Annotated in this window: 21 protein-coding genes; 10 read left to right on the top strand and 11 right to left on the bottom strand. The window is 74.1% G+C overall.

The window, feature by feature from the left end; genetic code table 11:
- The first annotated feature begins 49 nt into the window (after positions 1–49).
- On the top strand, positions 50–1,828 hold the full coding sequence (locus ACFVUH_RS29445; RefSeq protein WP_387916340.1) for a phytoene desaturase family protein: 1,779 nt from the start codon (positions 50–52) through the stop codon (positions 1,826–1,828).
- Positions 1,825–2,883: an MDR family NADP-dependent oxidoreductase gene (locus ACFVUH_RS29440; RefSeq protein ID WP_387916339.1), complete on the top strand. Its 1,059-nt coding sequence runs from the start codon at positions 1,825–1,827 to the stop codon at positions 2,881–2,883. The genes ACFVUH_RS29445 and ACFVUH_RS29440 overlap by 4 nt, the downstream gene beginning before the upstream one ends.
- Positions 2,884–2,973: 90 nt before the next feature.
- Here the strand turns inward: ACFVUH_RS29440 and ACFVUH_RS29435 are convergent, their stop codons facing one another.
- The 3 genes from ACFVUH_RS29435 to ACFVUH_RS29425 all read right to left on the bottom strand — a co-directional run bounded on the left by ACFVUH_RS29435 (position 2,974) and on the right by ACFVUH_RS29425 (position 4,778).
- Positions 2,974–3,543 carry a TrmH family RNA methyltransferase gene (locus ACFVUH_RS29435; RefSeq protein ID WP_355360061.1) on the bottom strand — a complete coding sequence of 190 codons (570 nt, stop codon included), beginning with the start codon at positions 3,541–3,543 and terminating at the stop codon, positions 2,974–2,976.
- A complete protein-coding gene (locus tag ACFVUH_RS29430) occupies positions 3,540–4,184 on the bottom strand; it encodes a methyltransferase (protein WP_355360058.1) in 645 nt (214 codons plus the stop codon). The genes ACFVUH_RS29435 and ACFVUH_RS29430 overlap by 4 nt, the downstream gene beginning before the upstream one ends.
- Positions 4,185–4,307: 123 nt before the next feature.
- Complete coding sequence (locus ACFVUH_RS29425; RefSeq protein ID WP_387916337.1) at positions 4,308–4,778, bottom strand: carboxymuconolactone decarboxylase family protein; 471 nt, start codon at positions 4,776–4,778, stop codon at positions 4,308–4,310.
- 212 nt (positions 4,779–4,990) lie between these two features.
- On the opposite strand from ACFVUH_RS29425, the gene ACFVUH_RS29420 reads away from it, so the two are divergent.
- Positions 4,991–5,182: a hypothetical protein gene (locus ACFVUH_RS29420; RefSeq protein WP_355360053.1), complete on the top strand. Its 192-nt coding sequence runs from the start codon at positions 4,991–4,993 to the stop codon at positions 5,180–5,182.
- A 28-nt stretch (positions 5,183–5,210) separates the two neighbouring features.
- On the opposite strand, the gene ACFVUH_RS29415 is transcribed toward ACFVUH_RS29420, so the two are convergent.
- Positions 5,211–7,706 (bottom strand): lysylphosphatidylglycerol synthase domain-containing protein, encoded by a 2,496-nt coding sequence (locus tag ACFVUH_RS29415; protein ID WP_387916335.1) that lies wholly within the window; start codon positions 7,704–7,706, stop codon positions 5,211–5,213.
- A gap of 77 nt (positions 7,707–7,783) precedes the next feature.
- On the opposite strand from ACFVUH_RS29415, the gene ACFVUH_RS29410 reads away from it, so the two are divergent.
- From ACFVUH_RS29410 to ACFVUH_RS29400, 3 genes are all read left to right on the top strand, one after another.
- Positions 7,784–8,050, top strand: coding sequence for a UBP-type zinc finger domain-containing protein (locus tag ACFVUH_RS29410; protein WP_355360047.1), 267 nt, complete (start codon positions 7,784–7,786; stop codon positions 8,048–8,050).
- Positions 8,051–8,186: 136 nt separating this feature from the next.
- Positions 8,187–8,462 carry a hypothetical protein gene (locus tag ACFVUH_RS29405; RefSeq protein WP_355360044.1) on the top strand — a complete coding sequence of 92 codons (276 nt, stop codon included), beginning with the start codon at positions 8,187–8,189 and terminating at the stop codon, positions 8,460–8,462.
- 129 nt (positions 8,463–8,591) lie between these two features.
- On the top strand, positions 8,592–9,572 hold the full coding sequence (locus tag ACFVUH_RS29400; protein ID WP_387916333.1) for a sigma-70 family RNA polymerase sigma factor: 981 nt from the start codon (positions 8,592–8,594) through the stop codon (positions 9,570–9,572).
- Here ACFVUH_RS29400 and ACFVUH_RS29395 read toward each other — a convergent pair.
- Complete coding sequence (locus ACFVUH_RS29395; RefSeq protein ID WP_387916331.1) at positions 9,477–9,833, bottom strand: STAS domain-containing protein; 357 nt, start codon at positions 9,831–9,833, stop codon at positions 9,477–9,479. The two genes, ACFVUH_RS29400 and ACFVUH_RS29395, sit on opposite strands and share 96 nt — an antisense overlap.
- 160 nt (positions 9,834–9,993) lie before the next feature.
- Between ACFVUH_RS29395 and ACFVUH_RS29390 the strand changes: the two genes are divergently transcribed.
- The gene (locus tag ACFVUH_RS29390; protein WP_387916330.1) at positions 9,994–10,431 is read left to right on the top strand and encodes an SRPBCC domain-containing protein; all 438 of its coding nucleotides are present in this window, start codon (positions 9,994–9,996) and stop codon (positions 10,429–10,431) included.
- A 60-nt stretch (positions 10,432–10,491) separates the two neighbouring features.
- The gene (locus ACFVUH_RS29385; protein ID WP_355360032.1) at positions 10,492–10,983 is read left to right on the top strand and encodes an NUDIX hydrolase; all 492 of its coding nucleotides are present in this window, start codon (positions 10,492–10,494) and stop codon (positions 10,981–10,983) included.
- A gap of 56 nt (positions 10,984–11,039) precedes the next feature.
- Here ACFVUH_RS29385 and ACFVUH_RS29380 read toward each other — a convergent pair whose 3' ends face one another.
- The 6 genes from ACFVUH_RS29380 to ACFVUH_RS29355 form a co-directional block, all read right to left on the bottom strand.
- Positions 11,040–11,798: a Clp protease N-terminal domain-containing protein gene (locus ACFVUH_RS29380; protein WP_355360029.1), complete on the bottom strand. Its 759-nt coding sequence runs from the start codon at positions 11,796–11,798 to the stop codon at positions 11,040–11,042.
- Positions 11,799–11,865: 67 nt separating this feature from the next.
- Positions 11,866–12,570, bottom strand: a complete 705-nt coding sequence (locus tag ACFVUH_RS29375) for a class I SAM-dependent DNA methyltransferase (RefSeq protein WP_387916327.1) — start codon at positions 12,568–12,570, stop codon at positions 11,866–11,868.
- A 41-nt stretch (positions 12,571–12,611) separates the two neighbouring features.
- Positions 12,612–13,061 (bottom strand): GNAT family N-acetyltransferase, encoded by a 450-nt coding sequence (locus ACFVUH_RS29370; protein WP_387916326.1) that lies wholly within the window; start codon positions 13,059–13,061, stop codon positions 12,612–12,614.
- A gap of 82 nt (positions 13,062–13,143) precedes the next feature.
- On the bottom strand, positions 13,144–13,884 hold the full coding sequence (locus ACFVUH_RS29365) for a tyrosine-protein phosphatase (protein WP_387916324.1): 741 nt from the start codon (positions 13,882–13,884) through the stop codon (positions 13,144–13,146).
- 139 nt (positions 13,885–14,023) lie between these two features.
- On the bottom strand, positions 14,024–14,695 hold the full coding sequence (locus ACFVUH_RS29360) for a VC0807 family protein (RefSeq protein WP_387916322.1): 672 nt from the start codon (positions 14,693–14,695) through the stop codon (positions 14,024–14,026).
- 177 nt (positions 14,696–14,872) lie between these two features.
- Positions 14,873–15,598 carry a hypothetical protein gene (locus ACFVUH_RS29355; RefSeq protein WP_387916321.1) on the bottom strand — a complete coding sequence of 242 codons (726 nt, stop codon included), beginning with the start codon at positions 15,596–15,598 and terminating at the stop codon, positions 14,873–14,875.
- 283 nt (positions 15,599–15,881) lie between these two features.
- On the opposite strand from ACFVUH_RS29355, the gene ACFVUH_RS29350 reads away from it, so the two are divergent.
- Together ACFVUH_RS29350 and ACFVUH_RS29345 are read left to right on the top strand one after the other, a co-directional pair.
- On the top strand, positions 15,882–16,757 hold the full coding sequence (locus ACFVUH_RS29350; protein ID WP_387916380.1) for an RNA polymerase sigma factor: 876 nt from the start codon (positions 15,882–15,884) through the stop codon (positions 16,755–16,757).
- Positions 16,754–17,977: a hypothetical protein gene (locus ACFVUH_RS29345; protein WP_387916320.1), complete on the top strand. Its 1,224-nt coding sequence runs from the start codon at positions 16,754–16,756 to the stop codon at positions 17,975–17,977. Before ACFVUH_RS29350 ends, ACFVUH_RS29345 begins: the two co-directional genes overlap by 4 nt.
- Positions 17,978–18,428: the final 451 nt, after the last annotated feature.

The raw sequence follows: 18,428 nt of genomic DNA, 5'->3' as shown, positions 1-18,428 counted from the left end.
CCGGACAAGGCTCGGCCGGACAAGGCAAGGACGACGAGGAAGGCCAGTAATGGCACGGCAGACAGACACCGCACGCCGGCGGGAGTCGATGATCATCGTCGGCGGCGGTCTCGGCGGCCTGTCCACCGGGTGCTACGCCCGGATGAACGGCTACCGCACCAGGATCTTCGAGATGCACGAGATCCCCGGCGGGTCCTGCACCGGCTGGGACCGCAGCGACTTCACCTTCGACTGGTGCATCAGCTGGCTGCTCGGCAACGGCCCGGGCAACGAGATGTACCAGATCTGGCTCGAACTGGGCGCGCTCCAGGGCAAGGAGATGCGGCACTTCGACGTCTTCAACATCGTCCGGGGCCGGGACGGCCGGGCGGTCTACTTCTACTCCGACCCGGACCGGCTGGAGGCGCACCTGCTGGGCCTCTCGCCGGTCGACGCGGCGCCGATCCGGGAGTTCTGCGCGGGGATCCGGACCTTCCGCAGGGCGCTCGCGGCCTACCCGTTCCTCAAGCCGGTCGGGCTGATGGGCCGACTGGAGCGCTGGCGGATGCTGGCCTCCTTCACGCCGTACTTCAACACCATCCGCAAGTCGATCGCGGTGCTGATGACGGACTTCTCGCAGCGGTTCAGCGACCCGCTGCTGCGCGAGGCGTTCAACTTCATCCTCTACGAGAAGCACCCGGCCTTCCCGGTGCTGCCGTTCTACTTCCAGCTCGCCTCGCACGCCAACCACGCGGCCGGGGTGCCGGAGGGCGGTTCGCTCGCGCTGGCCCGGTCGATCGAGGACCGCTACCGCGGGCTCGGCGGGGAGATCACCTACAACGCCAAGGTCGAGGAGATCCTGGTCGAGGAGGACCGCGCGGTGGGCGTGCGGCTCAGCGACGGCCGGGAGTTCCGGGCCGACATCGTGGTGTCCGCCGCCGACGGCCACACCACGGTGATGAAGCTGCTCAAGGGCCGGTACCTCAACGACACCTACCGCCGGCTCTACACCTCGCTGATCGACGAGCCGGGCCAGCTGTCGCCGGGCTACGTGGCGCTCTTCCTGGGGCTGCGCAAGCCCTTCCCGGCGGGTGACCCGTGCACCACCTACCTGCTGGGCGAGCGGGAGGCGGCCGCGCTGACCGGGATCCGCTGCCCCTCGATGAACGTCCAGTTCCGCACCCGGCACTACCCGGAGCTGGCGCCGTCCGACTCCACCGTGGTGTTCGCGACGTACTTCTCCGACATCGCCCCCTGGCGGGCGCTGTCGGAGGGCCCGGAGCGGTCCTCGCGGGTCCGGCGCGGCGAGGAACTGCACACCCTGCCGGTCAAGCACGGCCGGGAGTACGTGGCGGCCAAGCGGCGGGTCCGCAACGGCATCGTCTCCTTCCTGGACGAGCGCTTCCCCGGCTTCAAGGACGCGGTGGCCGTCGCCGACGTGTCCACCCCGCTCACCCAGGTCCGCTACACCGGCGTCTACGACGGCACCTTCCCCGGCTGGAACCCCTTCGTGGAGGGCGCCGAGACGGTGGAGGAGGAGATCAAGCGGAGCGGCCCGGTGCTGCCCGGGCTGTCGAACTTCTACCTCTCCGGGGTCTGGGCGACCATCGGCGGGCTGATCCGGGCGGCCGCCGCCGGGCGGCACGTCATGCAGTTCGTCTGCCGGGACGACGGGCTGGAGTTCACCGCCGAGATCGACCGGAGCGCCCCGCTGCCGACGCACCTGGTCATCCCGGTGGGGCGGCCCGCCGAGCCGGCCAGACGGACGGCGCCGGTGGGTGCCGGCGAGGCGGCGCGGGGCGAAGGCAGCGAGGACAACGAGAACGTGCAGACGGGAGCCCTGGCATGAGGATCGAGAAGTGGGTGGTCCGGGAGCACCTGGACGGCGTGCCCGACGTCAACCGGATCTACGAGAAGGTCGTCGAGGACGTCACGATCGACCTGCGGCCGGACGAGATGCTGTTCCGGACCAGGTACGTCTCGGTGGACCCGTACCAGAACGGCCTGGCGCTGGAGACGCCGGTCGGCCACCACATGGGCGCCGACTCGATCATGGAGGTGATCGAGGCCGGACCGGAGGCGGCGTTCGCGGTCGGCGACCTGGTGCAGGGCTTCGGCGGCTGGCGCACCCACGTCGTCCACAACGGCGCCGAGGAGCTGTGGACGACCGGCACCTTCCCGATGGTCTTCCCGGCCTACCGCCGGCTGGACCCGTCCTGGTACGACGAGCGGCTGCCGCTGTCCACCGCGCTGGGCATCATGGGCGCGCCCGGGATGACCGCCTGGGGCACGCTCACCCGCTTCCTGGAGGTCCGTCCCGGCGACACCGTGGTGATCAGCGGGGCGTCCGGCTCGGTCGGCACCCTGGTGGGCCAGTTGGCGAAGCGGGCCGGCGCCGGCCGGGTGGTCGGCACCACCGGCTCGCCGGGCAAGGCCGAGTACCTGCGCGATCTGGGCTTCGACGAGGTGGTGCGCTACGCGCAGGGCGACGACGCGGAGAAGGTCCGGCAGGCGCTGCTGATCGCCGCGCCGGACGGCGTCGACCGGTACTTCGACAACCTGGGCGGGGCCGTCACCGACGCGGTGTTCACCATGCTGAACGTGGACAGCCGGGTGGCGGTCTGCTGGCAGTGGGCGACCACGGTGAACGGCGAGCTGACCGGGCCGCGGCTGCTGCCGTACATCATGTTCCCGCGCACCACGATCCGCGGGATCTTCGCCCAGGAGTGGTTCACCGAGCCGCTGCTGGCGCAGATGCACCAGGAGCTGGGCGGGCTGGTCGGCAGCGGGGAGATCCGCTACCACCAGACCGTGCACAAGGGGTTCGACGCGATCCCGCAGGCCTACCGGAGCCTCTACCTGGACCGCGACGTCAACCGGGGCAAGGTGCTGGTCGAGGTGTGACCCGGTCCCGGGCGGGGACGGATCGGTCCCCGCCCGGGACGCGGTTCAGCCGTTGCCGGGCCCGGTCGTCGGGCTCGGCCGTTGCCGGGCTCAGTCCTCGTCGGGGCCGCCGGCGTCGGAGCCGTCCGGGGTGCCGGTGATCGCGTACCCCTGGCGGCGCGCCTCGTAGCAGGCCACCGTGGCGGCGGCGGAGACGTTCAGCGAGCCGACCCGGCCCAGCTGCGGCACGTAGACCACCTGGTCGCAGAGGGCGAGCGCGTCCGCCGTCACCCCGCGGTCCTCGTGGCCGAGCACGAAGGCGACCGCCGGGGTCAGCTCGGCGGCGAACATCGGCACCGCGTCGTCCGCGAGCTCCAGGCCGACCACCTTGAAGCCGTCGGCCTTGGCGGCCTCGATCGCCTCGGCGACGGTGGGGAAGTGCTCCACCTTCAGGTACTTGTCGGTGCCCATCGCGGCCTTCTGCGCGCCGGACGAGCGCACCGACGGGGTGTCACCGGTCAGGTAGAGCTTCTCCGCGCCCATCGCGGCACCGGTCCGGACGACCGAGCCGACGTTGAAGGGCGACTGGAGGTTCTCCAGGATCATCGCGAGCCGGAACTCGTTGCCACGCCGCCACGAGCGGTGCAGCCGCTTCAATTCGGTCCCGCGGAGCTGCTTCACGACGTCGTCCCTCGTCCACTCTCGGGGCCCTCGCCCGCCGTCGGGCGGGGCCGCGCTTCCAGAATCCGGAACCCGTTGACCGAGGTCAGCCGGGTGGTCGGCCAGCCCTGCTCGTTCAGCCACTTCTGCAGCGAGTCCGAGCCGAGGTGCTTCTGCACCACCAGGAAGGCGGAGCCGTCCGGGGTCAGCCGGCCGAGCCACTGCTCCAGCAGCCGGCGCAGCGCCGCCTTGCCGATCCGGATCGGCGGGTTGGAGTAGATCGCCGCGAACCGCAGTTCGGCGGGGACCTCCTCGGGCAGCGCGGCCTGGACGTTGCCCAGCCCCAGCGACTCGGCGTTGTGCCGGACCAGTTCCAGGGCGCGGCCGTTGACGTCCACCGCCCAGACCGGGAGCCGCTTGCGGCGGGTCGCCCAGGTCAGCGCGATCGGGCCGTAGCCGCAGCCGACGTCCAGGATCGGGCCGCGCGCCCGGGGCACCGGCGCGTGCTCCAGCAGGATCCGGGTGCCCGGGTCCAGCCGGGTGCGGGAGAAGACGCCCGCGTCGGTGGTGAGCTCCAGGGTGAGGTCCGGCAGGGTGACCGTGATCGGTCGGCGCTCACTGGCGACCTCGGGTGCACCGGTGAAGTAGTGCGAGCCGGACATGATTTCCCCGTCGTTCGTAAGGGCCTCGGGGCCACCGGGAGGTGTGGGTAAGCCCTGCTGGTACGGCTCCGATCGTACCCCGGTGGCCGGGAGGCCCGTTCTGCCCGGCGGGCGGCGCGGGGGTCAGCGGGTGCCGGGGGTCTTGCGGGTGGCGACGTTGATCCGGTTCCAGGTGTTGATGGTGAAGCAGAGCGAGATCAGCTGCGCCAGCTCCTGCTCCGGGAACAGCTCGGCGGCCCGCCCGTACACCTCGTCGTCGACGCCGCCGCCGATGTGGGTGATCTGCTCCGCCAGCGCGAGGGCGGCGAGGTCGCGCTCGCTGTAGACGCCCTCGGGCGCCTCCCGCCAGACCGGCAGCAGGTAGATCCGCTCGTCGCTCTCGCCGGCCTTGCGGGCGTCCTTGACATGCATGTCCAGGCAGTAGGCGCAGCCGTTGAGCTGGGAGGCGCGGATCTGCACCAGCTCGACGAGCGCCGGGTCGAGGCCCTCGCGGGCGGCGGCGTCCAGCGCGATCACCGCGCGGAAGACCTTGGGGACGGTACGGGCGTAGTCGAGGCGGGCGGGGTGCTGCGGAGCGTTCGCGTTCGTCGTCATGGCTATGACCCTAGGAAGTAAGTGCACCCCTGCTGTGGTGCACTTCCGATCGGTTTTGACGGGTCAATCCGGGAAGGAGGCAACACGCCGACACGCCGTCGGCGCTTCGCGCCCGGGCGGCGGCCGACGGATACTGCCAGTACCCCACCGGGCCGTGGCCATCGGGTCAGAGGAAGCCTCCGAGGAACCTTCGAGGAACGAGGACGGACGCCATGCCGCAGAACCACGAGGACTACCTGGACGAGGCCGACGAGGCCGCGGAGCCGGACGAGCAGACGGCCGAGGACGAGTACGACGAGCTGGCCGAGCGGCGGTCGCTGGGCGCGGACCCGGCCACCGACGTCGCGGACGTCGCCGAGCAGAACCGGGTCGTCCAGCTCGACGAGGACGAGTACCGGGAGTAGGCCCGCACCGCGAAGGGGCCGGCCGGGGTCAGAGCGCCCCGCGGCGCTGGAGCCAGCTGAACGCCGCCCAGCCCGGGAGCACCGGCAGCAGGAGGGTGAGCAGCCGGAAGAGCGTGACGGTGGCCAGGGCCCCGTCATAGCCCATCGAGGTGGCCGCCTGCAGGCCGGCGATCAGCGCGCCGTCCACGAAGCCGGCCCCGCCCGGGGTCGGCGCGGCGTTCCCCGCCGCGTTGCCGACCAGGAACACCACGCCGACCGCGGCGAAGCCCGGCTCCGAGCCGACCGCCCGGGCACAGCAGTACAGGCAGGCGATCAGCGTGATCGACACCAGCAGCTGCCCGGTGAAGCCGACCGCCAGCCGCCCCGGGTTGCGCGCCAGCTCCACCAGCCGGGGCATTACTTCGGCGGTCAGCGGGCGCAGCCGGGCGACCAGCCAGCGCCGGGCCGGCGGCACGGCGGACACCGCGGCCAGCAGGGCGCCCGCCACCGCGATGCCGCCGACCACGAACGGCAGGATCTCCAGCTCGGAGCCGCCGGCCTCCAGGCCGGTCAGGTAGACGAAGGCGCCGACCTGTAGCAGGTGCAGCACCAGTCCGAGCAGTTGTCCGACACCGACGCTGGAGAGCGCCTGGGCGGTCGGGATGCCGGCCCGCTGGAGGAAGCGGGTGTTCAGGGCGACCCCGCCGACCCCGCCGGGGGAGACCAGCTTCACGAAGGAGCCGGCCACCTGCGCCAGCACGGCGTTGCGGAAGTCCAGCCGCTCGGGGACGAAGCCGATGAAGCCCATCGCCCCCATGACGTGGCTGGTGGCCGCGGCGAGCAGGGCGAGGACGATCCAGAACGGGTCGGCGTCGGCGACGGCGACGAGCGGGTTCCGCTCGGTGGCGAAGAACTGCGGGATCAGCAGCCAGCCGGCCACCACGCCGCCGCCGACGGCGAGCACGGTGCGGGGGCGCAGCCGCTCCAGCCGGACCGGCCGGACCGGGGCCTGCGGGCGGCTGTGGAGGATCTCGGTGCGGATCTGCTCCAGCAGGTCGGGCTCGGGCGGTGCGGGCGGTGTGACCGGTGCGGGCGGCCCGTCCGGGGCGGCCGGTGCGGTCCGTCCGGCCCGTTTGAGGGCGAGCCGGGTGCCGCGGGTCAGCGCGATCGGCTGGAGCAGCGGCAGGGCGGCGGCGACCGCGTCCGGGCCGAGCACCGCCAGCGCGGCGCGCACCGAGCGCTCGGCCCCGGTGCGCAGCGCGAGGGTGGTGAGCAACTGGGCGACGTCGCAGCGCAGCACCAGCTCGCTCGCCGCGATGTCGCCGTCCGCGAGGTTCACCAGGTGCACCGCGCCGGCCGCGTCCACCAGCAGTGCGGAGGGCACCAGCGCGCGGTGCGCGATCGCCCGCCGCTGGAGCAGGGCCAGCTGGCCCCAGGCGTCGGCGAGCAGCGCGTCGGTGAGCTCCTCGTCGGCCAGCTCGTCCAGGGTGCGGCCGGGCAGCCGCTCGTAGGCGACCAGGGCGGTGTCCGGGCCGAGCTCGGCGGTGGCGGCGATCCGGTGGGTGCGGACCCCGGCGGCCACCGCCGCGTAGGAGACCAGGGCCTCGTGCTCCAGCCCGGTGCGCAGTGAGCGCAGGGCGCGCGGGTGCGGGGCGGTGCGCAGCCGCAGCCGCCGCCAGGCCCGCTGGATCAGGGCGGCGGTGACCGCCTGCCGGTCGAGCAGCTGGACGTCCAGCTCGGGGCGGCCGTCCTGCTGGCGGACCAGGTAGCGGTCCGGGCCGGCCGGGGTGGCGGCGGCCGGGCGCAGTCCGGCCTCGCGCAGGCTCTGCAGGAGCCGGCCGGGCCGGGGCCGCGGGTCCGGGGTGCCGACGGCCCAGCGGGTGCCGTGGGCGGCCGTCCAGCCGATCAGCAGGCCCAGCAGCAGGGCGGTCGGGGTGGCGGTCCCGCCGGCGAGTCCGGCCAGCGCGGAGAGGCTGAGGACGGCCCACGGCACCCGTCGTTCGCGGGCCGCGGAGGCGATGAGGAAGGCGAGGACGGGGGCGAGGTAGCCGTACACCGGTTCGGTGCGGGCGAGCGGGTCGCCGGGCAGCGGCCGGGTGAGCGCGGAGACCAGGGAGAACGGCGCGCGCCCGTCGATCCACAGGTCGACGGCGAGCGAGGCACCGTAGGCGAGGACGGCGGCCAGCAGGCCGTCGGCGAGCTGCTGGAGGACGCGCCGCCGGTCCGCCGCGGTGCCGAACAACCGGCAGACGGCCGAGAGGCCGGGCAGGAGCAGCAGCGCGGCGGTGCTGAAGCCGGTGGCGACGCCGCCCAGCGGGTGCGGCACCAGTGCGGCGAGAGCGGCGACGTCCTCGGCGAGGCCGTTGGTGGTGGCCCGGGCGTAGTCGGCGCCGAGCAGGGTGAGGGCGGTCACGGCGAGGCCGGCGAGCAGCCGGATCAGTGCCGCGGGCTGCCGGATCCGGCCGGTGCCGGATATGCCCGGGGGCGGGGGGTCCCCGGTGCCGCCGGCCGTGCTGATCGTCGCGTTCCCCGTCACTTCCGCCACTGGTGCATGCTCCCATGAGCCCTCCCGGTACGTGTCCCGGGGAGCGGGCCGGGCCCGGCGTCACTACTGTGCGTTCCATGAGCGACTGCGAAGACCTCGCCGCCGCACCCAGGGACATCGCGCCGCTGCCGCCCGTGGACGGCTGCGCCGACTGCCTGGCCCAGGGGCGCCGGGACTGGGTGCACCTGCGGCTCTGCCTGGACTGCGGCCACATCGGCTGCTGCGACTTCTCGCCGCAGCGGCACGCCACCGCGCACTTCCACAACAGCTCCCACCCGGTGATCCGGTCCTACGAGCCGGGGGAGGACTGGCGATGGTGCTTCGTCCACGAGCTCATGGGGTGACCGGCCCGACGGGATGACCGGGTTGACGTTCCGGCCGCCATGGGTTGAGGTGTAATCCCCGACCAATCGGGACATAACGCCCGTGCGGCCTCCGGTCGGTTCCGTCCGGCCGGCGGCCACCGAAGGGAGGCCGACGATGACCGAACGAACAGCGGGAAGCTCTCCCAGGCTCCGCCGCGGCGCCCAGGACCTGCTGGAGCGCCGGGGCATGGCGGCGGTGCCGGACACGCTCCCGCCCCGGCTGCGCACCGGCGTCCCGCAGGCCGCAGCCGAGGCCGGGGCGGCGGGCGCCGAATCGTTCCGGCACGGCGGCCGGGACGCGGTGACCGCCGTTCCGCATTCCGTGCCGGCGCAGCACGCCGAACTCCGGGGGCACCGGCACCGCGGTGCCGAGAAGCACAGCGCGCATTGAGCGCCCCCGCCCCGGTCGGTGTCCTGATCCGTGTTCAGGACGCCGACCGGGGCCGTGCGGTGGCGTTGTCAGTGGTCTGCGGTACCTTTCCTGGCGATCGAGGACAGCAGGTGAGCGGGGGCGCGGGCGATGGCCGAGCTGATGACGGAGGAGCCGGTCGAGCTCCAGCTGGAGCGGTACCGGACGGAGCTGACCGGGTACTGCTACCGCATGCTCGGCTCGGTCTTCGAGGCCGAGGACGCGGTGCAGGACACCATGGTCCGCGCCTGGCGCGGGTACCGGGGCTTCGAGGGCCGCGCGGCGCTGCGCTCCTGGCTCTACCGGATCGCCACCAACGTGTGTCTGGACGCGCTGAACGGCCGCAACGCCCGGGCCCGGCCGATGGACCTGGCGGGCCCCTCCACGGTGGCCACCGCGAGCGACGCCCAGCGGCCCGAGGTCACCTGGATCGGCCCGGCGCCGGACGGCCGGGTACTGCCCGAGAGCGGTGATCCGGCGGAGGTGGCCGCGCAGCGCGAGTCGGTGCGGCTGGCCTTCGTCGCCGCGCTCCAGCGGCTGGCACCCCGGCAGCGGGCGGTGCTGATCCTGCGCGAGGTGCTCGGCTGGCGGGCCAACGAGGTCGCCGAGCTGCTCGGCGTCACCGTCGCCTCGGTGAACAGTGCGCTCCAGCGGGCCCGGGCGGCGCTGGCCGCCGATCCGGCTTCCGCCCGGCCGGCCCCGGCGCTGGACGAGAACCACCGGGCCCTGCTGGCCCGGTACGTCGCGGCCTTCGAGGCGTACGACATGGACGGCCTGGCGGCGCTGCTGCACGAGGACGTCACGCTGAACATGCCGCCGTTCGCGCTCTGGCTGACCGGGCACGCGGACCTCAGGGAGTGGATGCTCGGGCCGGGCCACGGCTGCCGGGGCTCGCGGCTGGTCGCGGCGCAGGCCAACGGCGGCCCGGCGTTCGGCCAGTACCGGCCGAGCCCGGACGGCGGGCACGAGCCGTGGGCGCTGATCGTGCTGGAGGTGTCAGCGGGCCGGATCACCGGGCTCACCAACTTCCTCGACACCGACGTGCTGTTCCCGCTCTTCGGCCTGCCGCCGCGGCTGGCGGCCGGGGAGTAGCGTCGTGCCGTCGTCCTCGACCAGGAGGACGGCGGCCAGCCCGCTGAACGCGAGCAGTTCGCGCAGCGGGCCGCCGGCGTTGCGCAGGACGAGTCGCACGCCGTGCCGGGCGGCGGCCAGCCGCAGCCGGGCCAGGGCGTCGACGACGGACAGGTCGGGGGCGGTCAGGGCGCCCAGGTCGCAGCTCAGCGACCGGTCGGCGGATGCCTTCGTTTCGGTTGTCGTTTCGGTCGTTGCTTCGGTCTTCGGTTCGGTCTCCACGGAGATGAGACCGGTGTGGCGGACCGGCCTCATCGGCCGCCGGAGAAGATTCCCGAAAAAAGTTCGCCGAAGAGCGATGAGTTTCCGATGCGCCTCCGGTCTACCTCTGTGAAAGCGCGGCACCGAGCAGCGCTCCCTCCGAACCGAAGGAACCACCACCATGACCGAGAACCTCGGCACCCTGTCCATCGTCCGTGAGCTGCGCGCCACCCCGGCCGAGGTCTTCCGGGCGTACGTCGAGCCCGCGCAGTTCGTCCGCTTCTGGGGCCCGGTCGGCACCCACGTCCCGCTGGACACCGTGACCATCGAGCCGGAGGTCGGCGGACGCTTCGACAGCACGATGGTGATCGAGGCGACCGGCGACCGCTACCCGCTGCGCGCCCGGTTCACCGCGATCCGCAAGGACGAGATGCTGGAGTTCTTCGAGGAGGGCGTCGGCCTCACCGGCCGGATCACCCTGAGCGACCTCGGCGACGGCCGCACCCAGGTGCTCATGGAGCAGGAGAACGTCCCGGCGATGTTCCTGGGCCCGGAGGCGGAGGCCGGCCACAACTCCAGCTTCGACCGCCTGGTCGAGTACATGGCCACCCGGAGCTGACCGTTCCGCCGGCTGGCAGAGTGGGACGCATCGTGTCCCCGCCCCCCAGGAGGCCCAGCCGTGCCGGTCGAGCCGTTGAAGTCCCGTGAAGAGTGGTTGGCCTCGCTGCCGCGGATCTACGCGGCGGCGGGGTGCGTCCTGCGGGATGCCTCCGGGCGGATCCTGCTGGTCAAGGCGGGCTACCGGGAGCACTGGCAGTTCCCGGGCGGGACGATCGACCTGGGGGAGGGGCCCGCGGAGTGCGCGGCTCGGGAGCTGTTGGAGGAGACCGGCATCGTCCGGGAGGCCGGGGAGCTGCTGGCCATCTCCTGGACCCACCCGTCGGACGAACTCGACCACCCGGCCGAGCACTTCCTCTTCGACTTCGGCGCCGTCCCGGACGGTACCCCCGTGACCGTCCCGGCCGGCGAACTCGACGACCATCGCTGGGTCGAGGACGAGGAAGCGCTCGAACTACTGGGGCCGGCACGGTCGTTGCGGCTGCGCGCGGCCCTGGCGGCGCAGTCGGACGGGCGGGTCCGGATCGTCACCACCCATGTGTCGGGTTTCTGAGCGACCGACGGCGTCCCGGAGCCGCGCCCGTCCCGCGCGGCCCCGGAACGGTCCGGTCAGGCCTGGCCCTCGTCGTCGTTCGCGTTCGACGCGATGAAGGCGGCGAGGAGTTCGCCGACGACGCGCTCGACCTCCGCCTTCTCGACGCCGAGGTCGTTCAGCACCCCGGCACCGTTCTCCAGCTCCAGCAGGGCGAGCAGGATGTGCTCGGTGCCCACGTAGTTGTGACCGAGCTTCAGCGCCTCCCGGAAGGTCAGCTCCAGTGCCTTCTTGCCCCGGGCGTCGTACGGGATGAGCGCCGGCACCTCGGCGTCCGGGGCCGGCAGCACGGCGGTGGCGGCCGTGCGCAGCGCCTGGGGGGTGACGCCCTGGGTGGCGAGCGCCCGCACGCCCAGGCCGTCGGGCTCGACGAGCAGGCCGAGCAGCAGGTGCTCGGCGCCGATCTCGGCGTTGCCGGCCTGGCGGGCCTCCTCCTGCGAGGCCATCACGACGTGCCGGGCCCGGTCGGTGAACCGGCCGAAGCCCTGGCTCGGGTCGAGGTCGTTGGGGGTGGCCGGGTCCTTGGGGACGAAGCGCTTCTGGGCGGCCTGCTTGCTGACGCCCATGCTGCGGCCGATGTCGGTCCAGGAGGCGCCGGAGCGCCGGGCCTGGTCGACGAAGTGGCCGATGAGGTGGTCGGCGAGCTCGCCGAGGTGGTCGGCGGCGATGACGGCGTCGGAGAGCTGGTCGAGCGCGTCGGGGTGGAGCTTCTTGATCGCGTCGATCAGATCGTCGAGGCGCAGCTGAGTGGTCTTGGGAACGATCGGATTCTCCATAGCGTCAACCTTAGGTTGTCGATCCGCCATCGTCAACCATCGGTTGACGCCGGAGTGGCCGGCCTCCCTACCGCTTCTCCCAGACGTAGGCCGCCGAGACCGGGCGGCTGCGGTACTTCTCCCACTTCGGCTTGAGCGCGATCCATCCCTCGTCCACCACCGCCTCCCGCATCTCGACCAGCGTCCAGCCCGCCGCCAGGCCGGCCGTGAGGTGGTCGGAGACCAGGTGGACGTGGGTGGTGATGGCGACGTCCGAGCCGTCCGCGCCGGTGAAGTGGGTCGGCATGCCGGCCGCCATGATGAAGTACGGGTGCAGCCCGACCAGGACGCAGCGCCCACCCGGGCGGGCCAGTCGGAAGGCCTCGCGGTAGTACGGGCCGAGGTCGGCCAGGTGCTCGTCGATCAGTGAGGAGATCACCAGGTCGTAGCCGCCGGCGGGGAGTCCGGTGGCGGCGACGTCCCCCTCGGTGAGGGTGTCGTGGGCACCGCGCTCCTCGGCGCGGGCCAGCATCTCGGGCGTGAGGTCCACACCGTCCAGTAGCAGGCCCTCGACGGCCCGGCCGCGCAGCCAGGCGCCGGTCCGGCCGGTGCCGCAGCCGAGGTCGGCGGCCCGGCGGACCTCCGGCCAGGCGGGCAGGGCGAGCCGGTCGAGGACGGCGAGGTCCATCGCGTCCTCGACGGTCTGCTCGTAGGTGTCGACCCAGCCGGCGTAGCCGGTCCGGACGTCCACGGTGGGGTAGTTGCGGGTGTCGAAGTCGGAGAAGTCCACCATGCCCGGCAGTATTGAGCGCTCACCGGGCCGACCGCGAACGATTATCGGAGCGTCAGCTTGAACCCGTCGTGGCTGCGGTCGAAGCCCAGCGACCCGTAGAACCGGTGCGCCCCGGTCCGCCGCTTGTTGCTGGTGAGCTGGACGAGCGTGCACCCGCGGGCCCGGGCCCGCTCGATCGCCCGGATCATCAACTCCCGCCCCAGCCCGGCCCCGCGCCGGTCCGCCCGCACCCGGACCCCCTCGAACAGCGCCCGCTCCGCCCCGCCGCGCCCGAGCCCCGGGATGTACGTCACCTGGAGGTAGCCGACCACCGTGCCGTCCCCCTCGTCGAGCACCAGCATCTCGTTGCGCGGATCGGCGTCCACCTGGGCGAAGGCGCGGGCGTACGTCTCGTCGACCTCGACCGAGGCGGGATCGGTCACCCCCTCCTCGTCGGTGAGCAGGGCGATGACGGCGGGCAGGTCCCGGCGGGTGGCGGTACGGAAGATCACGACCGGAGTCTGTCAGAGCGCGGACCGGCCGCCGGGGCGGGAGGGCCGGACCGATCGGCCTCCCGCTCCGGGTGGCGGTCCGTCAGGAGGGCAGCAGGCGGCCGCGGACGGCGGTGAGGTCGGCGGAGGTGACGCCGGCGGACAGCAGGTAGGGGGTGGGCGCGAAGCCGGCGAGGGTGGCGGCGACGGCGGCCTCCGCGGTGGTGCCGGCCTCGGCGAGGACGGCGTCGATGCGGTGGTACTGGTCGGGGAGGCCGAGCATGCCGTAGAGGGGGCGGACGTTGGGGGCGCTCAGGAGGTAGTCGGCGACGATCTCGGTGGGGGTGACGTCCGCGAGGGCGAGCAGCAGGAGGGCGGCGAGGCCGGTGCGGTCGCGGCCGGCGCCGCAGTGCACGACCAGGCCGCCGGGGCGGGCGCCGGCGATGGTGGTGATCAGTTCGGCGGCGGCGTGCGGGCAGTGGTCGAGGTAGGGGCGCAGGGCCAGCGGGGTGCCGTCGAGGTGGCCGTAGCTCTTCCACCAGGCGGGGCCGGCGAGTTCGTCCAGCGGGACGCGGATCAGCTCGACACCCTCGGGCAGCGGCAGGAGCGGCTTGTACTCCGTGATGTCGCGCAGGTCGACGACGGTGCGCACGCCGTGGTCGAGGACGGCGTCCCAGCCCTCGGCGGTGAGCCGGTCCAGGTTGTCGGCGCGGACGATCGCGCCGCGGGTGGTGCGGGCGCCGGTGGTGGTGCGCAGTCCGCCCAGGTCGCGGACGTTGAGGCAGCCGTCCCAGACCAGGGTGCGGTCCTCGGTGGTGGTGGATTGCGCATCGGCCCGGCTCATCGGTTCCCCGTTTCCTCGACGAGGGGGTCCCGTTACCCCCTCGTGATGTGTGGACTTCCGGTGGAGCCGGATGGTTCCTGGGATGGTCGGATGATCAGTGCGGGGTGGGGCAGGGTGGTGCGGGGTGGTGCGGTGGTGGTCAGGCGGCGGCCTCGGCGCGGACCAGCTTCGCCATCGGCTCGGCGGCGGCCCGGCCGAGCACCGAGCCGGCGGCCAGCCCGGCGACCAGCAGGACGGTCGACAGCCACGCCATGGTGGCCACCGGCAGCGTGAAGGCGCCGACCACCCGGGCCGCGCACTCGGCGAGCAGCGCGCCGCCCCAGACGGCGGAGAACAGCCGCTCGTGGCGGCGGAAGGCGCGCGAGCCCGTCGCGAGCCGGTCCCAGGCGTCGTCGCGGGCCGGGTCGCCCTTGGTGAGGAAGGGGCGCAGCGCGGCGGACATCAGCGGACGGGCGGTCGGCGCGGAGGCCAGGATCGCCAGCGCCATGAAGCCGCTGAGCACGGAGTCCTTGGCGAGCATCAGTCGGGCGTCGCCGCTGACGGCGGTGAGCGCCAGGCCGACCAGGTTGACGCCGAGCATCAGGGCGGCGAAGCGGTTGAGCGTGCGCTCCCCGACCAGGCCGAGCACGGTGCGGGCGACCGGGAAGGCGCTGCTCCAGGCGAGGGCGGCGAACTCGCTCAGACCGAGGCCGGAGTGGAGGAGGTAGAAGCCGGCGAGCGGGCCGGCGATGTCGACGGCGAGCGGGCGGAGGGCCTTGCCGAGGGGGTGGGGAGCGCTGCCGGTGGTGGCGGTGGCGGAGATCTGGCTCATGGTGGGTCCTCCCCGGACTGGCTGCTCGGTCGGCGGGCCGCTGCCCGCTCCGTCGTGCCTCCAGTCTTCCGAGCGGGGCCGCCCGCCCAGCAGTGCCGTGCGTTGCCGGATCCGCATGACAGTTGTCACGGCGCGCACCGTGACGGTGCCGTTGAGCAGGGCGAACGCCGTGCGGCGTCAGGGGTGGCCGAAGTCCCAGAGCGGTCGGCCGAGGGTGTCCACGCAGCGCACCACGGCGAAGAGCCGGTCCCCGGTCGACGCGTCCCCGGCCGACTCCTCCTCGGCGGAGAGGAACCCGTGGGCGACGCCGCGCAGCACCGTGCGGGCGGGCGCGTCCGCCCGGGTCCAGGCGCCGGTGAGGACGAGCGCACCGTCGACCAGCTCGGCGCGCTGGATACGGGCCACCGGGACGGCCAGCAGCGCGGTGTTGACCTGTTCCAGCTCGGCGGCCGAGAGATAGGTCTCGCCGGTGGCGGCGCCGCGCTCCCGTTCGGCCCGGCGGCGCAGCTCGGGCAGCCCGTAGTGCCGGACGGCGGCCACCGAGTCGTCCAGGGTGACCCGCCAGCGCGGTCCGGGCAGCACCTCCCACCAGACGTCCTCGCCGACCGGCAGCAGTTCGCCGATCCGGGTGCGCCAGGACTCGATGCCGTAGACGGCGCGCGGGTCCGGGCGCGGGCCGGGGAGGGCGGCGGCGGTCCAGTCGGCGCGGTGGACCAGGCTCAGGTCGAAGGTGTAGCGCAGCCGGCCGTCGGTGCGCTGCTCGACCAGGCCGAGCAGCGCCCAGTGGGTCGGGTCGGGGAGGCTGAAGGTCCGCCGCCAGCCGGTGAGGCCCAGGCGGCGGAGGGCGGGCGCGAGGTGGTCGCGCAGGCCGCGCTCGAAGAGCTCGTGGGCGGCGGAGGTCATGGCGTTCCTGGGGGTGGGGGAGCGGCCGGCGATGCCCGGGGCGCGGGGAAGGGGGAGGGCGCGAGGGCGGCGGCGCAGCGGCCGGAATGGATCGTTCACCTACAACGTAGGTGATGTGGCGGTTCTAATGCCGTAGACGAAGGCCAGATGCTCTCGGGACCTTCGACCTGAAGGTTTCTTGGGGGCTGGCTTGCGGCCCGTGTCACGACGCCCGGGCGACCGGTGCGTCGGCGGGCGACGGTCGGGACCCGCCGGAACGGGCCGTTCGTCCGCATGGCGGATGATGTGGCGGGTGCAGAGTGCAGAACGCCCCGGTGCGGGCACCGACAGCCCCGTCGGCCGGTCCGGACCGGTCCCGACGTCAGGCCCGCCACCCGGTCCGCCCACGGGCGCGGCCACCACCCCCGTCGAGCTGACCGAAGCCGTCCGGGCCGCGCAGGGCGGGGACGAGGAGGCCTTCCGGCTGCTGTTCCGGAGTGTCCAGCCGGGTCTGCTCCGTTACCTGCGGGTGCTGGTCGGGGGCCGGCCCGAGGACGCCCAGGACGCCGAGGACATCGCCTCCGAGACCTGGCTGCAGATCGCCCGCGACCTCGGCTCGTTCACCGGCGACGGCGACGGCTTCCGCGGCTGGGCGGCGACCGTCGCGCGGCACCGGGCGCTGGACCACCTGCGGGCCCGCCGCCGCCGGCCGGTCACCGACCTGCCCTTCGAGTACCTGGCCGAACTGGCCGGCGGGGACGACACGGCGGGCGCGGCGCTCGCCGCCGTCGGCACCTCGGACGCGCTGGCGCTGATCTCCCGGCTGCCCCGGGACCAGGCCGAGGCGGTACTGCTGCGGGTGGTGATGGAACTGGACGCGGAGAGCGCCGCCCAGGTGCTCGGCAAGCGCTCCGGCACCGTCCGGATGGCCGCGCACCGGGGACTGAAGCGGCTCGCCAAGCTGCTGGAACAGTCCTTCCCCGCGGGCGCGGGGGCAGGCGCGGGCGGACCGGGGATCCCGGCGGTCCGGCCGGGCCGGGACGGGGATCCGGCCGGCGGTCCGGCCGGGGGGCCGACCGGCAGCGGGGCCGTCCGGAAGGGGCTGGGGAGGACCGCGAAAAAAAATTCTCCACAGGGTGTGACAGAACGCCGGGCCGCGACGCTGAAGGACATGAGATGAGCACCAACCGATCCCGTCGGATCGACCGTGACACTGCCGAGCGACTGCTCGCCGGTGCCGTGGCCGGCCCGTCGGCCGGGCGGGACGCCTCGCTCACCGGCCCGGACGGCAACACCGGGCACACGGGGACCCTCCCGCCCGAGCACGGGCCGGAAGAACGGGTCGCCCGGGTGCTCGCCGCCGCCGCGGCGCCGGCGACGCGGGGCGAACTGGCCGGGGAGGAAGCGGCCCTGGCCGCGTTCCGGGAGGCCCGTCTCGCGCCTGTCCCCGCAGTACCCGCCGCACCCGCACCCGTCCGGAGACGTTCGATGGCAACCGCCGCGCTGACGAGGGCCTTCAGCACGAAGGCCGCCGTCGTCATGCTCGGCGCCACGGCGCTCGGCGGGGTCGCGGTCGCGGCCGGAACGGGCAACTTCCCCTCGGCCCTGGGCGGCGGACCGGACGAGCCGCGGCACGCGGTCGCTCCGGTGACGTCGGCCGCGACGACCGCGACGGCCACGGCGGGGGCGCGCTCCGCTGCGCCGTCGGCCGGGCCGTTCACGGCCGCTCCGACCGGTGGAACCTCCGGCGCCCCCTCGGACGGTTCCTCGTCCGGCCCCTCGGGCGGTCCGGCCACCGCCGCTCCGTCCGCCCCGGCGACCCGGCCGCCGACGCCGCAGCCGTCCGCCGCCACGCCGGGGGACGGACGCGGTCCGTCGAACCCGGCGGCCCACGCGGCGCTCTGCAAGGCGTTCTCCGACCGGGCGGGCAAGGGTGAGCGCCCGCACACACTGGTCACCGATCCGCAGTTCGGCGGGCTGGCCGCCGCGGCCGGCGGGGTGGACAAGGTGGAGGAGTACTGCGCCCGGCTGCTCTCCGGCGCGGGTGGCGGCGATCAGCAGGGCGGTCCCACACCGTCCCGGTCCGGCGCCGCGACCTCCGGGAACGGTGGGGGCGGCAACGGCCAGGGCTCGAACGGCCAGGGCTCCAACGGCCAGGGTTCCAACGGCCAGGGGAGCAACGGCCAGGGCTCCAACGGCCAAGGCTCCGGCAACAGTTCGGGTTCCGGCGCGAACGGCGGCGGCAACGGCAACGGCAACGGCAACGGCAACGCGGGCCGGCCGTCGAAGGCCGCCACCGCACAGCCCGCACCACCCGCGGCGACCACGGCGGCCCCGCCGGGGCAGCCGAGGACCGATCGCACGGACCGGCCCGACATCACCTCGGACAACACGAGGTGACCCACGATCTCCGGATGGGCGGCGAGCGACTCCCCCCGGGCCCGTCGCTCATCCGGAACGCTCCACCCCGCACCACCGCAGTGACCGCACCACCGCAGTACCCCGCTCCACCCGAGGACTCCGGGTGGTCGGCAGGCCCCCCGTGCCGGCCGTCCACCCGGCCGGCCCCGGCCGGGACGGCAGGCGCACCCCGGAACGCGCCCGCCGGCCCGGCCGGACCGGAACCCGCCGGCCCGCCCGCCCGCAGTCAGGGCGGGCCGGCACCCGCTCGACCAGTCCGACCCGCACCGACCGTGACCGTCGTCCCGTACGACCCATGAGCCGGCGGTCGGGGATCCGCTGCCCGGTTCCCCGGCCGCCCACCCTCCCGGGCAGGCCGCCGCCGCCCGGGGCCGGTCGTCGTAGGGGGGCTATCGTGCACAGGTGCACGAGGCGGTCCGGGACCCCGGGC

Origin of the sequence: Kitasatospora sp. NPDC058032 (assembly GCF_042885845.1) — a bacterium.
Taxonomy (GTDB): domain Bacteria; phylum Actinomycetota; class Actinomycetes; order Streptomycetales; family Streptomycetaceae; genus Kitasatospora.
This window is presented reverse-complemented; position numbering and strand designations above follow the sequence as displayed.